The organism is Belliella pelovolcani, assembly GCF_900156785.1.
GTDB lineage: Bacteria > Bacteroidota > Bacteroidia > Cytophagales > Cyclobacteriaceae > Belliella > Belliella pelovolcani.
The window spans coordinates 22902-39740 of record NZ_FTOP01000002.1 but is presented as its reverse complement, the minus strand read 5'-3'; the positions used below and the strand labels follow the sequence as shown (position 1 = coordinate 39740).

Annotated in this window: 17 protein-coding genes; 7 read left to right on the top strand and 10 right to left on the bottom strand. The window is 39.9% G+C overall.

The genetic code is table 11. The features are described 5' to 3' along the window. Nucleotides 1–38: 38 nt before the first annotated feature. Nucleotides 39–1799 (bottom strand): MutS-related protein, encoded by a 1761-nt coding sequence (locus tag BW935_RS02300; protein WP_076498255.1) that lies wholly within the window; start codon nt 1797–1799, stop codon nt 39–41. A gap of 113 nt (nt 1800–1912) precedes the next feature. Here BW935_RS02300 and BW935_RS02295 point away from each other — a divergent pair, with 113 nt between their 5' ends. The 3 genes from BW935_RS02295 to BW935_RS18290 all read left to right on the top strand — a co-directional run bounded on the left by BW935_RS02295 (nt 1913) and on the right by BW935_RS18290 (nt 4683). Next, nucleotides 1913–3079: an AIR synthase related protein gene (locus tag BW935_RS02295; protein ID WP_076498254.1), complete on the top strand. Its 1167-nt coding sequence runs from the start codon at nt 1913–1915 to the stop codon at nt 3077–3079. 31 nt (nt 3080–3110) lie between these two features. Beyond that, nucleotides 3111–4454 carry a neutral/alkaline non-lysosomal ceramidase N-terminal domain-containing protein gene (locus BW935_RS02290; protein WP_076498252.1) on the top strand — a complete coding sequence of 448 codons (1344 nt, stop codon included), beginning with the start codon at nt 3111–3113 and terminating at the stop codon, nt 4452–4454. Nucleotides 4455–4542: 88 nt separating this feature from the next. Beyond that, nucleotides 4543–4683: a hypothetical protein gene (locus BW935_RS18290; RefSeq protein ID WP_175606629.1), complete on the top strand. Its 141-nt coding sequence runs from the start codon at nt 4543–4545 to the stop codon at nt 4681–4683. Nucleotides 4684–4770: 87 nt separating this feature from the next. On the opposite strand, the gene BW935_RS02285 is transcribed toward BW935_RS18290, so the two are convergent. The 6 genes from BW935_RS02285 to BW935_RS02260 all read right to left on the bottom strand — a co-directional run bounded on the left by BW935_RS02285 (nt 4771) and on the right by BW935_RS02260 (nt 10928). After that, nucleotides 4771–5439 carry an ATP-binding cassette domain-containing protein gene (locus BW935_RS02285; RefSeq protein ID WP_076498249.1) on the bottom strand — a complete coding sequence of 223 codons (669 nt, stop codon included), beginning with the start codon at nt 5437–5439 and terminating at the stop codon, nt 4771–4773. Beyond that, on the bottom strand, nt 5427–5747 hold the full coding sequence (locus tag BW935_RS02280) for a hypothetical protein (RefSeq protein WP_076498247.1): 321 nt from the start codon (nt 5745–5747) through the stop codon (nt 5427–5429). The genes BW935_RS02285 and BW935_RS02280 overlap by 13 nt, the downstream gene beginning before the upstream one ends. A gap of 3 nt (nt 5748–5750) precedes the next feature. Beyond that, nucleotides 5751–6356 carry a hypothetical protein gene (locus tag BW935_RS02275; protein ID WP_139325480.1) on the bottom strand — a complete coding sequence of 202 codons (606 nt, stop codon included), beginning with the start codon at nt 6354–6356 and terminating at the stop codon, nt 5751–5753. 48 nt (nt 6357–6404) lie between these two features. After that, nucleotides 6405–7244, bottom strand: coding sequence for a UbiA prenyltransferase family protein (locus BW935_RS02270; RefSeq protein WP_139325479.1), 840 nt, complete (start codon nt 7242–7244; stop codon nt 6405–6407). Between the two features lie 7 nt (nt 7245–7251). Further along, complete coding sequence (locus BW935_RS02265; RefSeq protein ID WP_076498243.1) at nt 7252–10182, bottom strand: DEAD/DEAH box helicase; 2931 nt, start codon at nt 10180–10182, stop codon at nt 7252–7254. A gap of 338 nt (nt 10183–10520) precedes the next feature. After that, nucleotides 10521–10928 (bottom strand): hypothetical protein, encoded by a 408-nt coding sequence (locus BW935_RS02260; protein WP_076498241.1) that lies wholly within the window; start codon nt 10926–10928, stop codon nt 10521–10523. A 234-nt stretch (nt 10929–11162) separates the two neighbouring features. Between BW935_RS02260 and BW935_RS02255 the strand changes: the two genes are divergently transcribed. After that, a complete protein-coding gene (locus BW935_RS02255) occupies nt 11163–12404 on the top strand; it encodes a CHRD domain-containing protein (RefSeq protein WP_076498238.1) in 1242 nt (413 codons plus the stop codon). A gap of 323 nt (nt 12405–12727) precedes the next feature. On the opposite strand, the gene BW935_RS18285 is transcribed toward BW935_RS02255, so the two are convergent. Both BW935_RS18285 and BW935_RS02250 read right to left on the bottom strand, forming a co-directional pair. After that, a complete protein-coding gene (locus BW935_RS18285) occupies nt 12728–12871 on the bottom strand; it encodes a hypothetical protein (RefSeq protein ID WP_175606628.1) in 144 nt (47 codons plus the stop codon). Between the two features lie 38 nt (nt 12872–12909). Beyond that, complete coding sequence (locus BW935_RS02250; RefSeq protein ID WP_076498235.1) at nt 12910–13353, bottom strand: hypothetical protein; 444 nt, start codon at nt 13351–13353, stop codon at nt 12910–12912. Nucleotides 13354–13491: 138 nt separating this feature from the next. Between BW935_RS02250 and BW935_RS02245 the strand changes: the two genes are divergently transcribed. Further along, complete coding sequence (locus BW935_RS02245; RefSeq protein ID WP_076498796.1) at nt 13492–13698, top strand: helix-turn-helix domain-containing protein; 207 nt, start codon at nt 13492–13494, stop codon at nt 13696–13698. Here the strand turns inward: BW935_RS02245 and BW935_RS02240 are convergent. Then, nucleotides 13695–13988, bottom strand: coding sequence for an STAS-like domain-containing protein (locus tag BW935_RS02240; protein WP_076498233.1), 294 nt, complete (start codon nt 13986–13988; stop codon nt 13695–13697). The genes BW935_RS02245 and BW935_RS02240 overlap by 4 nt on opposite strands. A gap of 821 nt (nt 13989–14809) precedes the next feature. Here BW935_RS02240 and dcm point away from each other — a divergent pair. Together dcm and BW935_RS02225 are read left to right on the top strand one after the other, a co-directional pair. Then, nucleotides 14810–16078 (top strand): DNA (cytosine-5-)-methyltransferase, encoded by a 1269-nt coding sequence (dcm, locus tag BW935_RS02230; protein WP_076498229.1) that lies wholly within the window; start codon nt 14810–14812, stop codon nt 16076–16078. A gap of 35 nt (nt 16079–16113) precedes the next feature. Next, a complete protein-coding gene (locus tag BW935_RS02225; protein WP_076498227.1) occupies nt 16114–16839 on the top strand; it encodes an Eco47II family restriction endonuclease in 726 nt (241 codons plus the stop codon).

Genomic DNA, 16839 nt, shown 5'->3' with positions numbered 1-16839 from the left:
ACTTCTGATTAAACAACTACTATGCCAAGACCTTTAGCTCAGTTGAACTTGATCCCCATCAATTCCATCAACTTGTGAGCATTGAAGCTAGGACAAGGACCTGCTTTGATCTTATAGTCAAAGTGAATTTCTTGATCCGTGATTTCAGAGTGGAAACTTCTGTTTTTCAAATAATTAAGCTTATTCTCCAAAGCACTCAATTCAATGTCATGGGTTGAAATAATCCCCTTGCCGCCTGAGGCTGCGAGCTGTTTGATCAGGGCTTCTGATCCCAAAATACGATCTTCTGTATTGGTGCCTTTTAAGATTTCATCCAATAGGAAAAAGACCTTGATGCCTTCCGCAGCCGTATCCAAAAGCAATTTGATCCTAGCCAATTCTGCATAGAATGAACTTACACTCTCACCCAGATTATCACTATTACGCATACTGGTGAAAAGCTGAAAATGACCACAGCGAAAAGCAGTAGCACATGGACTCAAGCCCAAGTTTACCATGACCATGTTGATTCCCAAGGTGCGCATAAAAGTAGTTTTCCCTGACATATTAGCTCCCGTCAAGAGGACTACTTGATTGCTAGCGTCCATGCTGAAGTCATTGCCCACAGCTTTGGCAGGATGAAGTAAGGGGTGCTTGATGTCTTTCACCTCTATCATGTCCTCTTTTGTCCAATCCACAGTTTGGGTCAAAGACTCTTCGGCAGTAAAAGCACCCAAGGAAACTAAAACCTGCCATGTTGTAAAGGAATTTTCCCAAGATTGAAGGTATTGGGCATTTTTGTTTTTCCAAACAAGCAACCTCCACCATAGAAAAAAGTCTGTCCAAAACAGGAGGTTGAAAATCAAATACACCAGATTAAACCTGTTTTGGATCATAAAGGTCTTTTGCTCCAAAGATTTCAATACCTCTGGTGCTGCTACCTCTTGATTTTTGAAGTCGTGCTGTAGCTGTTTGAGATAATCATCTTCAAACTTTTCCTTGACCAAAATAGCTGACCAAAGTCCGAATGTCTTGACATCACCCTCATTGGGCATGACTAGGGCCGCTTCCTGGAGCGATTGAAAAACAAAGCCTAAAAAAATCATTCCCAAAAGGATCCAAATACCAATCCAACCGTAAGGCAACCCGAAAAATAAAGTCCCCACGAGTACCCCTAATCCTCCAATCGGCCCGAGAAGCATGGGGAGAAATTGCCAAGTTTTCCACATTTGCGGCTTCTCCAACCATTGGTAGAAATCCTTCTTTGATTTTTCCTTACCGATAAAGGCTCGCCCCAATGCCTCAAATGATTTCAGAAATACAGGCTTTTGACTCAATTCTCTGATAGCGGTAAATCGTGACTTGGCATTTACAGCATTGATGGGGCTCTTCATCCAGGTGACCAACAGAGACTCACCTGCTTGATTGACCGTATGGTTGAGTACTTGAAAAAGGGAATGCTCCCCAAATAGATCCAGGTCATTAGCAAAAGGATGGTTCTTGTCAAGGTACCGATCTCCTGAACGGAACATTTTCAGTTCACGATGCTTTCTTTTTTCAGACTCAACAGCCATTTGCATCAATTGCTTGATAAAGGCTTCCTTGTCTTTTTGTCGATTGAATTGAATGATCAGATACACAAAAAAAATCAGGGCAAAAGGCAAGCTCAACAACAAAAGCCTGATTTCACTCAATCCTACAATCGTAATGGCCAAAATCAGAAAAAATAAAAGCAAGCGCACTAAGGATAAGGCAGTAGCTTTCTTTTTGGCTTGAGCGAGTTCTTTGTCAAGTAATTCAAAATCAATCTCTGTAATCATCCTGTAAAATTAGACTTTATAATCCATTTGTGTCCTTCTGATCAAAAATATCCTTCCTTTCCCCTTGATATTCCTTACCTTTGTCTTCCATATAACCAACCCCATTAGCCCCAATGAACGAAAGGTATATGCAGCGTGGTGTTTCAGCCTCCAAAGAAGATGTACACCAAGCTATTTCCAAGCTTGATAAAGGCCTTTATCCGAAAGCTTTCTGTAAAATCGTAGAAGATACTCTAGGAAATGATCCCGAATTCTGTAACATCATGCATGCTGATGGAGCCGGTACTAAATCCGCTCTTGCATACATGTATTGGAAAGAAACAGGCGATCTGAGCGTATGGAAAGGCATTGCTCAAGATGCCATCATCATGAATACAGATGACCTTCTATGTGTTGGGGCGATCAATAATATCCTCGTCTCATCAACTATCGGTAGAAATAAAAACCTTGTACCCGGGGAAGTGATATCCGCCATTATCAATGGCACAGAAGAAGTGCTCCAAATGCTCAGAGATAATGGTGTAAATGTAGTACTTACTGGTGGTGAAACAGCCGATGTGGGTGATTTGGTAAGAACCATCATCGTAGACAGTACAGTCACTTGTAGAATGCGTAGGGACGAAGTGATTTCCAATGATAAGATTCGTGGCGGAGATGTCATCGTAGGGCTTTCATCGTATGGTCAAGCGACTTATGAGTCTGAGTACAACGGCGGAATGGGCAGCAATGGCCTTACTTCTGCCCGTCATGATGTGTTTTCTAAAGTCTTGAAAACAAAATATCCTGAAAGCTTTGACCCAGCAGTACCAGATGACTTGGTGTATTCAGGTAAATATAACCTTACGGATGCTGCGCCAGGCACTGCTGTGGATATCGGCAAACTAGTGCTTTCACCAACCAGGACTTATGCACCGATCATGGTTGATGTACTCAAGTACCTGAGACCGCAGATTCACGGAATCGTACATTGTAGTGGAGGAGCACAGACCAAAGTGCTTCATTTTGTGGATAACGTACATGTGATCAAGGATAATCTTTTTGAAACACCACCCCTATTCAAAATCATCCAAGAAGAAAGCGGGACTGATTGGAAGGAAATGTATAAGGTGTTCAACATGGGACATCGAATGGAAATCTATCTAGAAGAGCGCTATGCCGAAGAGATCATCGATATCGCTGAGGGTTATGGCGTTGAAGCAAAAATCATAGGTAGGGTCACTCCTCATGAAGGTAAAAAAGTAACCGTGCAAGGTGCACACGGGACTTATGAATATGAATGAGAGCTACTGAAATGAAGATGTGGATAAGTCTATGTTAAAATTCCATAAAGCTGTTTCAGGTGTTTTTATAGCGATATTCATCGTTTTGCTCCTGGCAATTAACTTGACAGATAGCATAGACAGAAGTCCTATTGAGCATCAGGAATTCTATAGCAATACGCTCGCAAAACTGCATAGTCTGACCCCTACCATCAGCGAGGGAAACACTTGGCTTGTTGGCTGGTCCAAAGTCAATGCTACTCCTAAACAAGCAGCTTCTTTGGTCGGTTATGCCCCTAGGGGTAAATATGAATTTGTACAAGACAGTAGCTACATAAGGTCACTGATAGTAGGTAATGGGGAACAGAATATCGCTTTCCTCAATTACGAACTTTTGATCATCCACCCCTATTTGGCTACAAGTATCAGAGAGGCTGTCAATCAATCAAAGCTTCCTGTGGATAACTTGTATTTCACAGCTACCCACACGCATAGTGGAATTGGAGGATATATTCCAGGTTTGATGGGCAAAGTTGCTTTCGGAGGGTTTGATCAGGCAATTGTGGATTTTTTGACCGAGCAAACTCTGAAAGGTTTACAGATGGCCTTGGCAGATCAAGACACGGCCTTTATCAACTTTCAGGTTGCAGAGACTGATACGCTTGTTTACAATAGATTTGTCAGAGAAGATCCTGTAGATCCTTATGTGCGACAATTGATTTTTCAGAAAAAGGATGGAAGAAGAGGTACCTTTCTAACTTACAGTGCGCATCCCACCACATTGGCTAGGAATTTTATGGGGCTTTCGGGGGATTATCCACATTATTTGATGCAAAACCTAGAAAGTCAGATCTATGATTTTGCATTGTTTGCTGCTGGTACTGTTGGTAGTCATGGACCAAATAGACCCGGAAATCAACCTGAAGACACGCAGGCTTACGCCAATGCACTTTATCTACAATCTTTGAAGCATGTAAAAAGATTGACTTTAGTCAATTCGAATCGCCTGTCATTTACATTGTTTCCAATTGAATTGCGTAATCCTCAATATCGCCTTGGGAAAAATATAAAATTGAAGCCAGCCTTGTTCAACTTTGCATTTGGAGAGATCAATCCCCATTTTGATCTGGTCTTGATTGGGAATACACTATTGATCAGTAGTAGTGGAGAAATATCAGGTGTATGGATGGCAGGTTGGGAAGCTTTGGCAAAAAGTCACGGATTAAATTTGATGGTCACAACATTTAATGGCTCATATATAGGATACATTACTCCAGATGAATATTATGATTATGACTATCATGAAGTCAGTGCCATGAATTGGTTTGGGCCAGGAAATGGAGCTTACTTTGACACAATTATTCAAGGTTTGATTGTAAAGAATAGGCAATATTGAGGAGCTTGGAGGTTGACAATAATCCTATCCCAACCTAATACAGGGCTTGCTGAAAAAGTCTCAGGTATGCCAGGTTCAAAGCGGGCGAATGAAGATGTATGCTGATACTTCGAATGAGCCCAATGAAGAACCTGTCAAGTCGCCAGGCAGGGATGGTATGCCTGAGGCTAGCCTTAAAATTTCAAGTTTTGAAATTTTAAGGAGCTCGGAAATCAAGCTAGATCGTTGATTAAGGTTTCGCCTGCTTAAAAAGATAATACTTGTTAATTGAGGTATTCTTGAAAATTTTATGAATTTATGCTCTATTTGGCGTTTTTCAGTACGCCCTAATGTAGCCTTGATCATGAAGTTCTTCGACACTTTTGATAGGGAATGACCTACCATTATTGATCATGTAGACTTGGTCAGAGATATCCATGATGTGTTGATACAAATGGTCAGAGATCAAAATACCCTTATTGGGTTTTTCTAGTAGGATCAAATCTTTGATTGTCTCTACATGGAGTGGCATAATATGCGTAAAAGGCTCGTCCAATAAGACAAACTTACTTTTAGACTTTAAGATAAGGTAAACCTCTAAAATCCGCTGCCAGCCTCCCGATAGCTGGTCGATTGTCAAATTTGGGAAATTCCCAAACTCAGGAAAGTAGGCAATCAACTCAGATTTTTCCAACTCAAAGTCTGCTAATACCCGATCAAGGGATAGTTTATTGGGGATAAATTTCTGTTGTGGGAGATATCTCATGTCATTAGGATGCCTATAATCACCCAAGAGGCTCATCCCATCAATTCTTACTGACTTATCCACAGCAATAGGCTCTCCAAACATGATCCTCATAAGCGAAGATTTGCCACAACCATTTCTACCAAGTAGTCCAGTTACCTTTCCTGTTTGACATTTCAAGTAAATGTTTTGTAATACCCTATTTGTTCCGTAATTGAGCAATACGCCATCTACTTCTAAGACGTGATTTATCCTATCCATAGTATGATCAAATAGCCAATGATAAAAAGCCCAAAGTCAAAACCTAGGCTCCAAGCCCACAATTGCTTTCTACTATAACCAAGATTTTGGAAATAATAAAAATGTCTACTAATGTCTTCATTTACGAAAAAATAGATCAAACCTAAAGTCAGTACCTTCAGCCAAAAAAGCAGTCCAAATGCAGCAAGGCCCGAGAAATAAATGACAGCCCAACAAACCACAGTCAAAGTAAGGCTTGCTGGAGCAAAAAAACTATAGAACGTTTTGAGGACTTTAAATTGCTTGTATACTGACTTAGTACTCGTCATAGTTTAGTTGATTCCTAAGATTTTTTCAATATCAAACTGGGCTTGGTCCAACTTCTTAGGCTCAATCTTAGTTGCAGTCATTTCAACATAATAGTCCTCATGAAAAATTACAGACTTGATGCCTAATGCCCCTCCTGTCACACTCAAATAAGCATTCCAGTCACCAAGATTATGATTGGAAAACATCATTGGGTCAACTCGAATCAAATCTGAATAATAGGTTAAATTCCCTTCCTTTTCAACGGATTTACAAGCGTATTTAAGAACTTTTTGTTGCTTTTCGAAAAGGGAATAACCAGACCCCTTGTAAGACACATCACCTGCATCCAACTTGTAAACTCCATCTCCCCTTTTAAAAAAGTATTGATTGCCCTCAGCATTATACAGTTGCATCAGGTTTTGGTCCTGATCATATGCGACATAATTCCCTTGATTGATGTAGTAATGCTGTTCACTAGGGTGCAAATCATGCATTTGTTTACTGATATTTTTACCGTCTATAGAGAAGTATTCATACTTGTATAAAATATATCCCTCGAAGTAAGTTTGTGCCACAGCTTGGCAATGGATTAGGATACATATTCCTAAAATTAGAAAGAGTTGTTTCATGTTTGTAAGGTCAATCTATACTTATAAATATAGTGAATATCTCAAATGTTACAAGAAAAGTACAAGCAAAAAGGGCAATACAAAACTCAACTCCATCACCCTCCTTTTGCTCAATTCATTGCTGCTGGACTTTAAAAAAGATTCCAAATGGATAAATAGTATCATCAGCAAGATCCCAGTGTAAATGTGAAAATAGGAACGGAAGAAAACTAATAGCATCAATCCATACAGTAAAGCAACACCAATCAATAAAAGAATCATACGGCTGAGCATTTTTTCATTGAGCCACATGCTTACTGACCCATACCCATCTTTTTGATCTATAGCCCTATCCATTTGGGATAGAACCAGCAAATTGATATAGGCGATAAGAAAGTAAAAACCAGCTATGTAGTAGGTTTCTACAGGTATCAACTTATCCACATAGACAAATGGAGCCAGCGCTATTCCCAACACATAAAAGGTAGCAATCAAAAATTCTTTCAAGAATGCCAGACGCTTTTTCAACATAATGACCAAACCCAACACAAGTGCCAAACTGAAAGCTAAGATCAAACCTGGCTTAATCAAGAAATGTAGTTCTTTTTTCCAAAAGAGCAGGATAACTACAAACACAAAAGCTAAAATCAGGAATGATTGAATGCCTCTTTTATGCTGTAAATGAAAAGCATGTCTCAATGAACTTGGGCCTCCCTTGGCTTTCTTGGCATCCATCAGATGATCCAAAGTGTAGATAATCCACACCGTCAATGCTAGCAACAAGTAAACTTCCTGATTCAATTTGACGCCAAGCAAATGGGCAAAAAAGTACATGCCTGCTAGGGCGCCCAAGACCACGTCTAAGGATAAGAGATTGAAATAATGGTATATTTTGGCAAACTTATCCACAATCAAACTAGGCCAACAAGGCCTCGATATCTTCCTTGTTGAGGCTCTTCATAAAGCTTTCCTCAGTGCTGATCAGTTCTCCTGCTAGCGCCATTTTTCGTTCTTGCAAAGCCATGATTTTTTCTTCTACACTGTTGCGGGTGATAAACTTATAGATGATCACTTTATTTTCTTGACCTATTCTATGTGCTCGATCTATAGCTTGCGCTTCCACTGCGGGGTTCCACCATGGGTCAAGCAGGAATACATACTCAGCTTTGGTCAAGTTCAAGCCGACACCTCCAGCCTTCAAGGAGATCAAGAAAATTTTAACAGATTCGTCCTCCTGGAAGGACTTTACCTGGGCTTGTCTGTCTTTGGTAGAACCGTCAAGGTAAGCATACTTGATTCCTTCTTGATCGAGAAATTCCCGCACAATTCCCAAATGCCTCACAAATTGGCTAAACACCAGCACCTTGTGCCCCTCACTCGCAGTCTCGTGAAGCATGTGAATCACATCCTCTAGCTTCCCAGAATCCCCTACATAATCCTTATTGGTCAGCCTAGGGTGGTTGGCGATTTGTCTCAGCTGAGTCAAGCCTCTCAGTAGGGTAAACTGCTGATTTTTCAGCCCTGGTACAGAAAGCTCACTGACGATCTTCTCTCTGTAATAACTCTTAATTTCCTCGTAGGCCTTCTCTTGTGATTCCGTCATCGAAGAATACTTCACGTTGATCACTTTTTCTGGTAGGTCTGTAGCTACTTGAGTTTTCAACCTACGCATGATAAAGGGCTTGATCATGGCATGCAGCTTTGCCGCCTTATCCATGTCATTTTTCTTTTCTATAGGAAGCAAAAATTGCTTCTTAAACATGTTCTGATTGCCCAGCAGCCCAGTGTTGATAAAGTTCATCTGAGACCATAGATCCATGGTGCCGTTTTCCACAGGCGTACCCGTCAGGATCAATTTATGACGACAATTGAGCTCATTGACAGCTTTGGCAATGATACTACCCGGATTCTTGATAGCTTGAGATTCATCGAGAATCACATAGTTGAAATAAAAGCCTTTGAAGATATCCACATCTAGTCGGGTGATTCCATAGGAAGTCAAGACCAAGTCATATTTTGCAAAGCGTGTATTGTCCTTGATTCTTTGTGTCCCTGTATACACCAGGACTTTCAAGCCAGGAGTAAACTTCCTTGCCTCCAACTCCCAGTTATAGATCAGGGAGGTTGGCATGACCAATAGGGAAGTTGCTCCAGGGTTCACTTCTTTTTCGTGAGCCAATAGTGCCAGCGTCTGCACGGTTTTACCCAGACCCATATCATCGGCCAAGCAACCTCCAAACCTGTATTCATTCAAAAATCTCAACCAATTGTAACCAGCTTTTTGATAAGGACGAAGCTCTCCATGGAAAGTACTTGGCAAGTCAAAGTCTTCAATTTGTGAAAAATCTCGTAGCTTCTCCAGCTTGCGACTCATGGTGAGTTGTACCAAGTTGTTGGATTGTAACTCCTGTGCCAAAGCAATATGGTGCTTCTTCAGCATCAATGCTTCTTCCTGGATCTTTTCATTGTCCTCTAGAAAAGCAAAAATCTCCGTATAATTCACAAACCAAGAATCAGGAATCACCGCAATCTCTCCGTTGGGTAGCTCAAACTCAGACTTGCCCTGAAGAAGCAATTTTCGGATTTTGGCAAAAGGGATCTTGTAGGAGCCAAACTTGATCAGGGCGTTTACATCAAACCAATCAATATTTTCAGTGACTTCCACGGAGATTTCTGCATGCCCTATAAAGTACTTTTTACCCTTCCCATTGGTAGCTTGCTGTATGCGGATGCCCTGTTCTTCCAGCTTTTCTCTATTGGAGTTGATCCAGCCAAAGGCCTTGGACTTTTCTAGCGCAAAACGCGAAGACCTGACAGGAAGTCCGAGATCCTTGAGGTAATCGCCGTAGGACTTTTCTCTGACGCCATCACGGACTACTTTGTAGAAAGTATAATCGTCGCCATTTTGCTCCAGTTTGACATTATTGGGAGCAGTGTCATCTGAGCGGAAAGCATAATTTCCATATTGAAATTTCAGGTCAAAGACAATCTTATCCTCATCACCATCTCCCTCCTTATTCCCAAATAGATCTATAGAAGGGCTGCCAGGCAAATCACTCAGGCTGAGAACAGGTTCGGGAATATTGCGCTCTACCTTGATCTCAAAGCCTTTGGCGTAGACATCAAAGGAAGCTACTAGCTGGGTGACAAACTTCTCATAATATTGCTGCTCTACCTTTTTGGGAATGACGATAAATTTCTTGTTGAGAAAAGGGCTGAGTTTTTTTCCATCTACACCCTTGGCAAAATGGTATAATGCACCATCAGCCACCAGCCAAGCAGGCTCATGACAGACCAAATAGGCGTTTTTATACTGCCATTCCAGTTTCTCTCCTCGGTATTTGAGGGTGGGGAAGTAATGGGTGTTTTCTTCATTCCTCCTAAAGTGAAAAAGTACGGTGGCAGGCTCTGGCATTACGCAGATTTCCTTCCAGATAGGATTGCCATCATTGGCCATTTCAAAAAGTCGCTTGCCCTTGAGTTTGGGAAGGATTTTTGACCTCAAACCCTCAAGTTTGAGCTCCAACATTTCCTGAGCAGCTTTATTTCCAGTTTTGGGATCGTAGATTTTACGGAGGTATTCCTTGGCTTTGAGTTTTTTGGTGTTCAGCTTTTTGGTGATGGCATCTTGCTGCATTTCATCCATCATTTTGATCAGCTGATAATCGGTTTCGTCCAGTCCAGCTGCAAATTCCTTGGCATTGACAGAGGAAATATTCTGATTGGCCAGCGAAAGTCTGCCCTTTTCATCCAATTGAATCACAAAAGATTCAAATAGGAGCCCAAGGAACTCATGACTAAAAAGAGAATATACGATCTCAAATGGCTGCTCTGCAGAAACTTTCATAGCTGTGGGTCAAACCGAAGAAGCAAAATCAACGGCAAAAGAGTTTTTTGAAATTTAAACTAGTTCGAAAATTAGCGAATAAAATCCATTATTAAAAAAATGAATCTGTATATCTACTTTGAGCCTGCTTCGTGATTTCCTCCACTTAGGCAAGGACCTAAAAAGAAGCGACACAAAACTCACCAAGAAACCCAAAGCCCACAAAATTAAACCTTAGAGGTCTTCGTGTTCCTTCGAGTTCTTTGTGATTCCCTCCTGCTTGGGATGGTTCCTAAAAAACATCTCCCTTTTCCTTAATTAACCCAATCAACCTAATAACTAATTTCCCTTCCCCTCCTTCAATCCTTCCTCACCAGCCTATACCGATCCACCGTCACCCCATCACTTTTGCTGAGAATCAATTCCTCACCAGAGCGCTCTACCCTGAAGTCACCAGCCAAAATCAAAGTCCAGTCAAAATCAGCGGTAAAAAAGCAGGTATTTGAAAACTTGATCGTGCTTCGGCTGATGCTGTAGCTGCCAGCACAGATGGCTGGAAAGTTGCGTTGCTCGCTGCTACCATTGAAATTGCCGCCTTCCAAGACGATCCAAACCTCAGCCTCACCTTCTGAATTACCATCTATGGTTCGCTGAAAAGTGCCCTCATAGCGCCCTTTTAGCCCTTCTTCATTAAATCCTCCCATAATTCCACAGGCCGTCAAGCCCCATATCATTCCAACAATTGAAAATATTTTGATCGCTTTCATATTCATCTCAAATTTATATGAAGAAGACGAGAAATTTATCAGCAATGTCCTGAGTTGTTTTTGAATAAAAAAAATTCTTTGTGCTATAATTACATCCTAGTGTCATTGTGTATAATCATATTTTAATTTTTGACCTAATCAATCCAAATGGCCAATCTGCTTCGTACCTCTTTCCGATTAGCGCAAACAATAAACTTTTTGTGCTGTTAGTTTTACAAACCAACTAAATATATTATGAAAAATAGTTTAATCATTAATCGAATCAAGCAAGGTGCATTACTCTTAATGTCCGCCTTGATTTTTGTAGCCTGTACGGAGGATGACATGCCTGCATTAGATCCAGATGAAGTATTGACAGGTCAGTCTAAATCCTATGACCTTGATGAAGTGGCAGTTCCTGGAATCAGTGGCACAGCCGTACTAGAAGAAACCTCCACAGGTAGCACCAAACTAACGATCACACTATCAGGTACTCCTGATGGAGGTCAGCATCCTGCACATATTCATTTTAATTCCGCAGCCACAGGAGGAGGTATTGCAGTTTCCCTAACACCTGTCAACGGCACGACTGGCATCAGCGAAACCATCATTTCCAGACAAGATGATGGCTCTTCATTGACTTACAATCAGTTATTGGATTTTGATGGATATATCAATGTGCATTTGAGTGCCGATGATCTGGGTACCATCGTAGCCCAAGGAGATATTGGCTCCAATGAACTGACTGGTGAAACCAAGACCTATACCCTCAATGAGGCAGATGTAGATGGGATTTCTGGAGAGATTATCTTTGAAGAAAGAAGAAATGGCTTTGCGTTGGCTACGATCAGCTTGACTGGTACACCTGATGGTGGCGTGCATCCTGCACACATCCATGCTAACTCTGCAGCAATTGGTGGTGGAATTCTATTTACTTTCAATCCAGTAAACGGCACTACAGGTATGAGTATGACCGATACGCGTGCAGGCATGATGGATGGCGAAGAAGGTTATACTTATGATGAAATCCTAGAGGTAGATGGCTATGTCAATGTTCACCTTAGTGCAGAAGCGCTAGCCACTATCGTAGCCCAAGGTGATATTGGGTCCAACGAGCTGACAGGTGTGTCTCAGACTTACCCACTTGCAGCGGTAGCAGTGGCGGGGATTTCTGGAGAGATTACCTTCCAAGAAAGAATCAATGGCTTTGCCTTGGCAACCATTACTTTGGTTGGAACGCCTGTTGATGGCAGTCACCCAGCACATATCCATGAAAACAGTGCTGCTGTAGGTGGAGGTATTTTGTACACCTTCAATCCTGTCAATGGTGCTACTGGAGTGAGCATCAGCGATACCAGACAAGGCATGATGGATGGAGAAGCATCTTACACCTATGCCCAGATACTTACAGTAGATGGATATGTCAATGTGCACTTGAGCGCTACCGAACTAGCAACCATTGTGGCACAAGGAGATATAGGTGTTAACTTTGAATAAACGTTAAAACTTAAATCTAAGAACTAGATTAAAACGAAAGCCGTCCTCACTTATTGAGGTCGGCTTTTTTAGTTTTAAAAATCATTTTCTATTCGTCTAAGTCGATATATATCAAGCACCCTCTCGGTTTGTCTTCGAAGGACTGTCTCTCCTCCTTGCCGACTGACATGATAAGATCCATTTTGAATCAAAGTCCAGTCAAAATCAGCATTGCTTCCATTACAAGGATTAGCTCAAATAGTAGAGTTTTGACCTTTAAATTACTTGAGGATGAGCTTTTTGTTTGGTTTTTGGAATCCTTATCCAAAACCCCTTGTTGAAAATTACCACTGCCTCTCTGTTGTTAGAATGATTTCATTACCTGTCTCTAAGCCAATTAGAGTGCCTTCGTAGTGAACGAATTTTCCTCCTCTTTTCTTGACATCCTTCAAATGTTTGATCAGTGATTTAATTTTTGTTTTTTTCATGGTTTTTGGAAGTTTAGTTTATTGAATATTTGAATTGATCATAGTATTGTCCTTGAGTTTTTTGACTTTACTTTGGGTGTGACGAAAAGCATTCCTGTATGCAAAGATCCCAAGGCATCCTTTATGGTTAGTTTCACATTTGTTTCGACTCCCTTCCCTTTTTTCACATGTAATTCAGGAACAATTTTATCTTGGTAAAGCTGATACACTTTACCTGAAACCTCAGATTGGTCTTCTTTGATAATCATAACTGGATAACCCAAAAGATCTTTGAGGTCAAACTCCACCACCTCCAAGTCCTCTAGGTTAACTCTATCAATGAGTAAAAAACTTGAATCTGAACACATGGCTTTAATATCAGCTTTGCGGATATCAGGATAGTCTTCATCATCCAAATACAAAAGATGATAAATCATATTTGGATCTTCATCAGGGTATGGTGTGTGGAACCTTACCACTTGTCCTGCTTTAGTAGGTCTCATGATTGTGATGCAGAATTTAAAGCGTTGCCCCCGCTATTTCGATAGAACACTGATTTATTTGTCGATTTAATTGACAAAACCGACTATCTTAATATAGTGAAAAAATTCTAAATGTTTACAATAGTAAACAAAAAAATTATGGATATCAAAGAAAAATTTGGCAACAGGCTCAAAGCGCTAAGAAAAGAAAAAGGCCTGTCCCAAGAGGAACTGGCCTTAAAGTCTGGTCTCAATCGCCCCTATATCTCAGGAATAGAGCAGGGCAAGCGAAATGTATCATTGGAGGTGATGGAGAAATTGGCGGAGGCTTTGGGGGTGGGGATAGGGAGTATGGTGAGATTTTAAGCTGTTTCCAATTGCAATAATCTTTCCTTTAAAGCAAATGCAATGGTTCTCTTTACCAATATACTAGCATCTTTAAAAGTAGTCTTGCTTTTCAACTCTTCAATTTTCATAGAGAGTAAAAGCTTGCCAAAACATTCATCAGCGAAACTATGGGATATAAACTCTACGCCAGAAAAATCAAACACTACAAGAGCTTCTATTACTAAAGCTTGCTCAATATCCTTCCTAACAGTTTCACCAAGAAACCTTGTGCCAAGATGGGTTCCAAAATGTGAGAAGTTGATTGTCATACTATTTGATTAAGGAAATTATCAGATTTCGAAAATAGTCTAAAAAAAGCTTCTTTCCCAAGAGGGACTAACAAAAAATCATTGATTTACAGCTTTTTATATCTATGAAGTGCAATAAGGAAAAAGAAATTTGTCTTTAGAGGTAATACAGAAGTTGGCGGAGGTGTTGAGTGTAGAGATGTTGGAGATAGTGTAGTATTAATATTTATTAGGTCCAGACAATTTATTTAATCTAACATTACATTTAATAATTCTTTAAGTAAGAATCCAATTCATCCTCTGTATTAAAGCTTACATTACTATCTTTTCCTGATTGAAAAAATTCAATTACACTGATTAAGGTATCAAAAAATCTAAAGTGGGTTCCTTCATAATTGTAAACAAATACACACCGTCTTCTTCTAGAATTCTCCAATGCAATTGTTTCTAAAGTTCTTGACGCTGTGATATATTCGGTGTTAATTACAATGATCTTATTCATCTTAGCTTTTTTTTAATAGCTATAAAGGTATTTCTAACTTAAGTCAGAAGCAAATTATTGACATAAGTTGTCACATTCATTTGGTGTATGCGAATTAGATTTGCCCGTTGAGACAAGAGAAAATATTTCTGAGACAATTAGCGTCATTTATCTAGTTTTTGAAATTTTTACGGTCAAAAATTCTATCAGTTTATAACTTTTGGAAAACATATTACTTTATATTTGTAACCATTGTGTAAGGTTTGATAATTTGGTTATCTAATTGACGGAATAACAAAACCTTACTTTTTGCTTTACTTACTTGAAACCAACTAAGGCTACTTAAAATCATCTAAATACCATGAAAGAATATTTGTCACTTGCAGAAACAGCAGACTTAGTAGGAAAAAGCAAAGAAACCTTAAGACGATGGGATAAAGAAGGTATTCTAAACGCTGTCAGAGAGCCTGTTTCTAACTATAGGGTTTACAGAAAATCCGATGTGCAATTACTTATGGGTAGCCTCTTTGATGAGGTAATAGATGACGAGGTCTCTAATTATGCCGAACCGAAACATGAATACTCAGTCCTAGAACTTTTTGCAGGAGCAGGTGGACTTGGAATAGGTCTTGAAAAAGCAGGACTTAAATGTGTAGGATTGAATGAAATTGACAAGTGGGCATGTGAAACTTTGAGAAGAAATAGACCACATTGGAATGTGTTGGAAGGAGATATCAAAGAGTTTGATTTTTCAGAATACAGAAACAAAGTGGATGTGGTCACAGGTGGCTTTCCTTGTCAAGCTTTTAGCTATGCAGGAAAGAAACTTGGACTTAATGATGCCAGAGGAACATTGTTTTATGAATTCGCTAGGGTGGTGCAAGAAGTAAACCCAGCCATCTGTATAGGTGAAAACGTGAGAGGATTATTGAGCCACGAAAAAGGTAAAACCTTGCAAGGTATGATTTCCATTTTGGATGAAATTGGCTACAGAGTAGTTCCCGTTCAAGTTTTAAAGGCTATTCATTACAGGGTTCCACAAAAAAGAGAGCGATTAATTTTGGTTGGTATTAGAAAAGACATACATATAGATTTCCAGTACCCGAAGCCACATAAAAAAATTTACAATTTAGAAGATGCCTTGAAAAAAGGGCCATTGTTTGATACAGATGTTCCCAAATCAAACGGTGCGAAATATCCAGCATATAAAAAGAAAGTTTTGGACATGATACCACAAAAAGGGTATTGGCGTGACCTTCCAGAAGACGTCCAAAAAGAATATATGGGAGGAAGTTTTTACTTAGGTGGAGGCAAAACGGGCATGGCTAGAAGGATTGGCTGGGATGAACCCTCATTGACTTTGACATGTAGTCCTGCCCAAAAGCAAACAGAGAGATGCCATCCAGAAGAAACCAGACCTTTTACGGTTCGCGAATATGCCCGAATCCAAACTTTTCCAGATAGCTGGGAATTTGCTGGTTCCTTAGCTCAGCAGTACAAGCAAATCGGAAATGCTGTACCCGTCAACTTAGGCCAAGAAGTGGGTTATGCCATAGTGAAGTTTTTGAATGAGTACTATTCTAGCAATTCTAATAATTCAAAAAAGACTTATAATTTGGCAAAACAATAGAGTTTCTTTAGTTTGTGGAATAATATACAAACGACATGCGATTACTTTCTTGGATTTCAGATGATCATCTTTTCAGTACTGTAGAAAAACTCATATCTGTTGCTGAAAAATCGCTCAAAAAATCCGAAACCCAGTTCAACAAAAATGTTCTCGATCCATTTTCAGCAATGTTCCAAATCGCAGGGTTTAACATCTCACATGAAGAATGGTTGGTGGCAGAGAAAACGCGCCAAGCACAGAAATCTCTACAAAATCATATCGGTGATTTCCATCAAATCATTCTTGGTGGAGTAGAAGGCTGGGATAATTTGGAAACTGGTAAAATCATGGATCTTGTGAATCATGAAAAGAAAATCATTGCAGAAATAAAAAATAAATACAACACGGTTAAAGGCTCTGATTTGTCAGGCCTCTATCAGGCAATGGAAAATTTAGTGGGAAATAAATATAGTACCTACAAAGGATATACGGCATATTATGTAACTATAATCCCAAAAAAACCAACAAGAATAAACATCCATTTCACTCCATCAGACAAAGAAAAGGGCGCAAGGTATTCGGAAAACGATGCAATAAGACTGATTGATGGAGCAAGTTTTTATGAAATTGTTACTGGAGATCGAGATGCCCTATTTGACCTATATCATATACTTCCTATTGTTATACAAAATATCACAGGAAAAGAAATCAATTCTGACACCAAAGACATAATGGCCAATTATTTTGAACTTGCTTATGGAAGTTCTGACTCTGAGGTATAA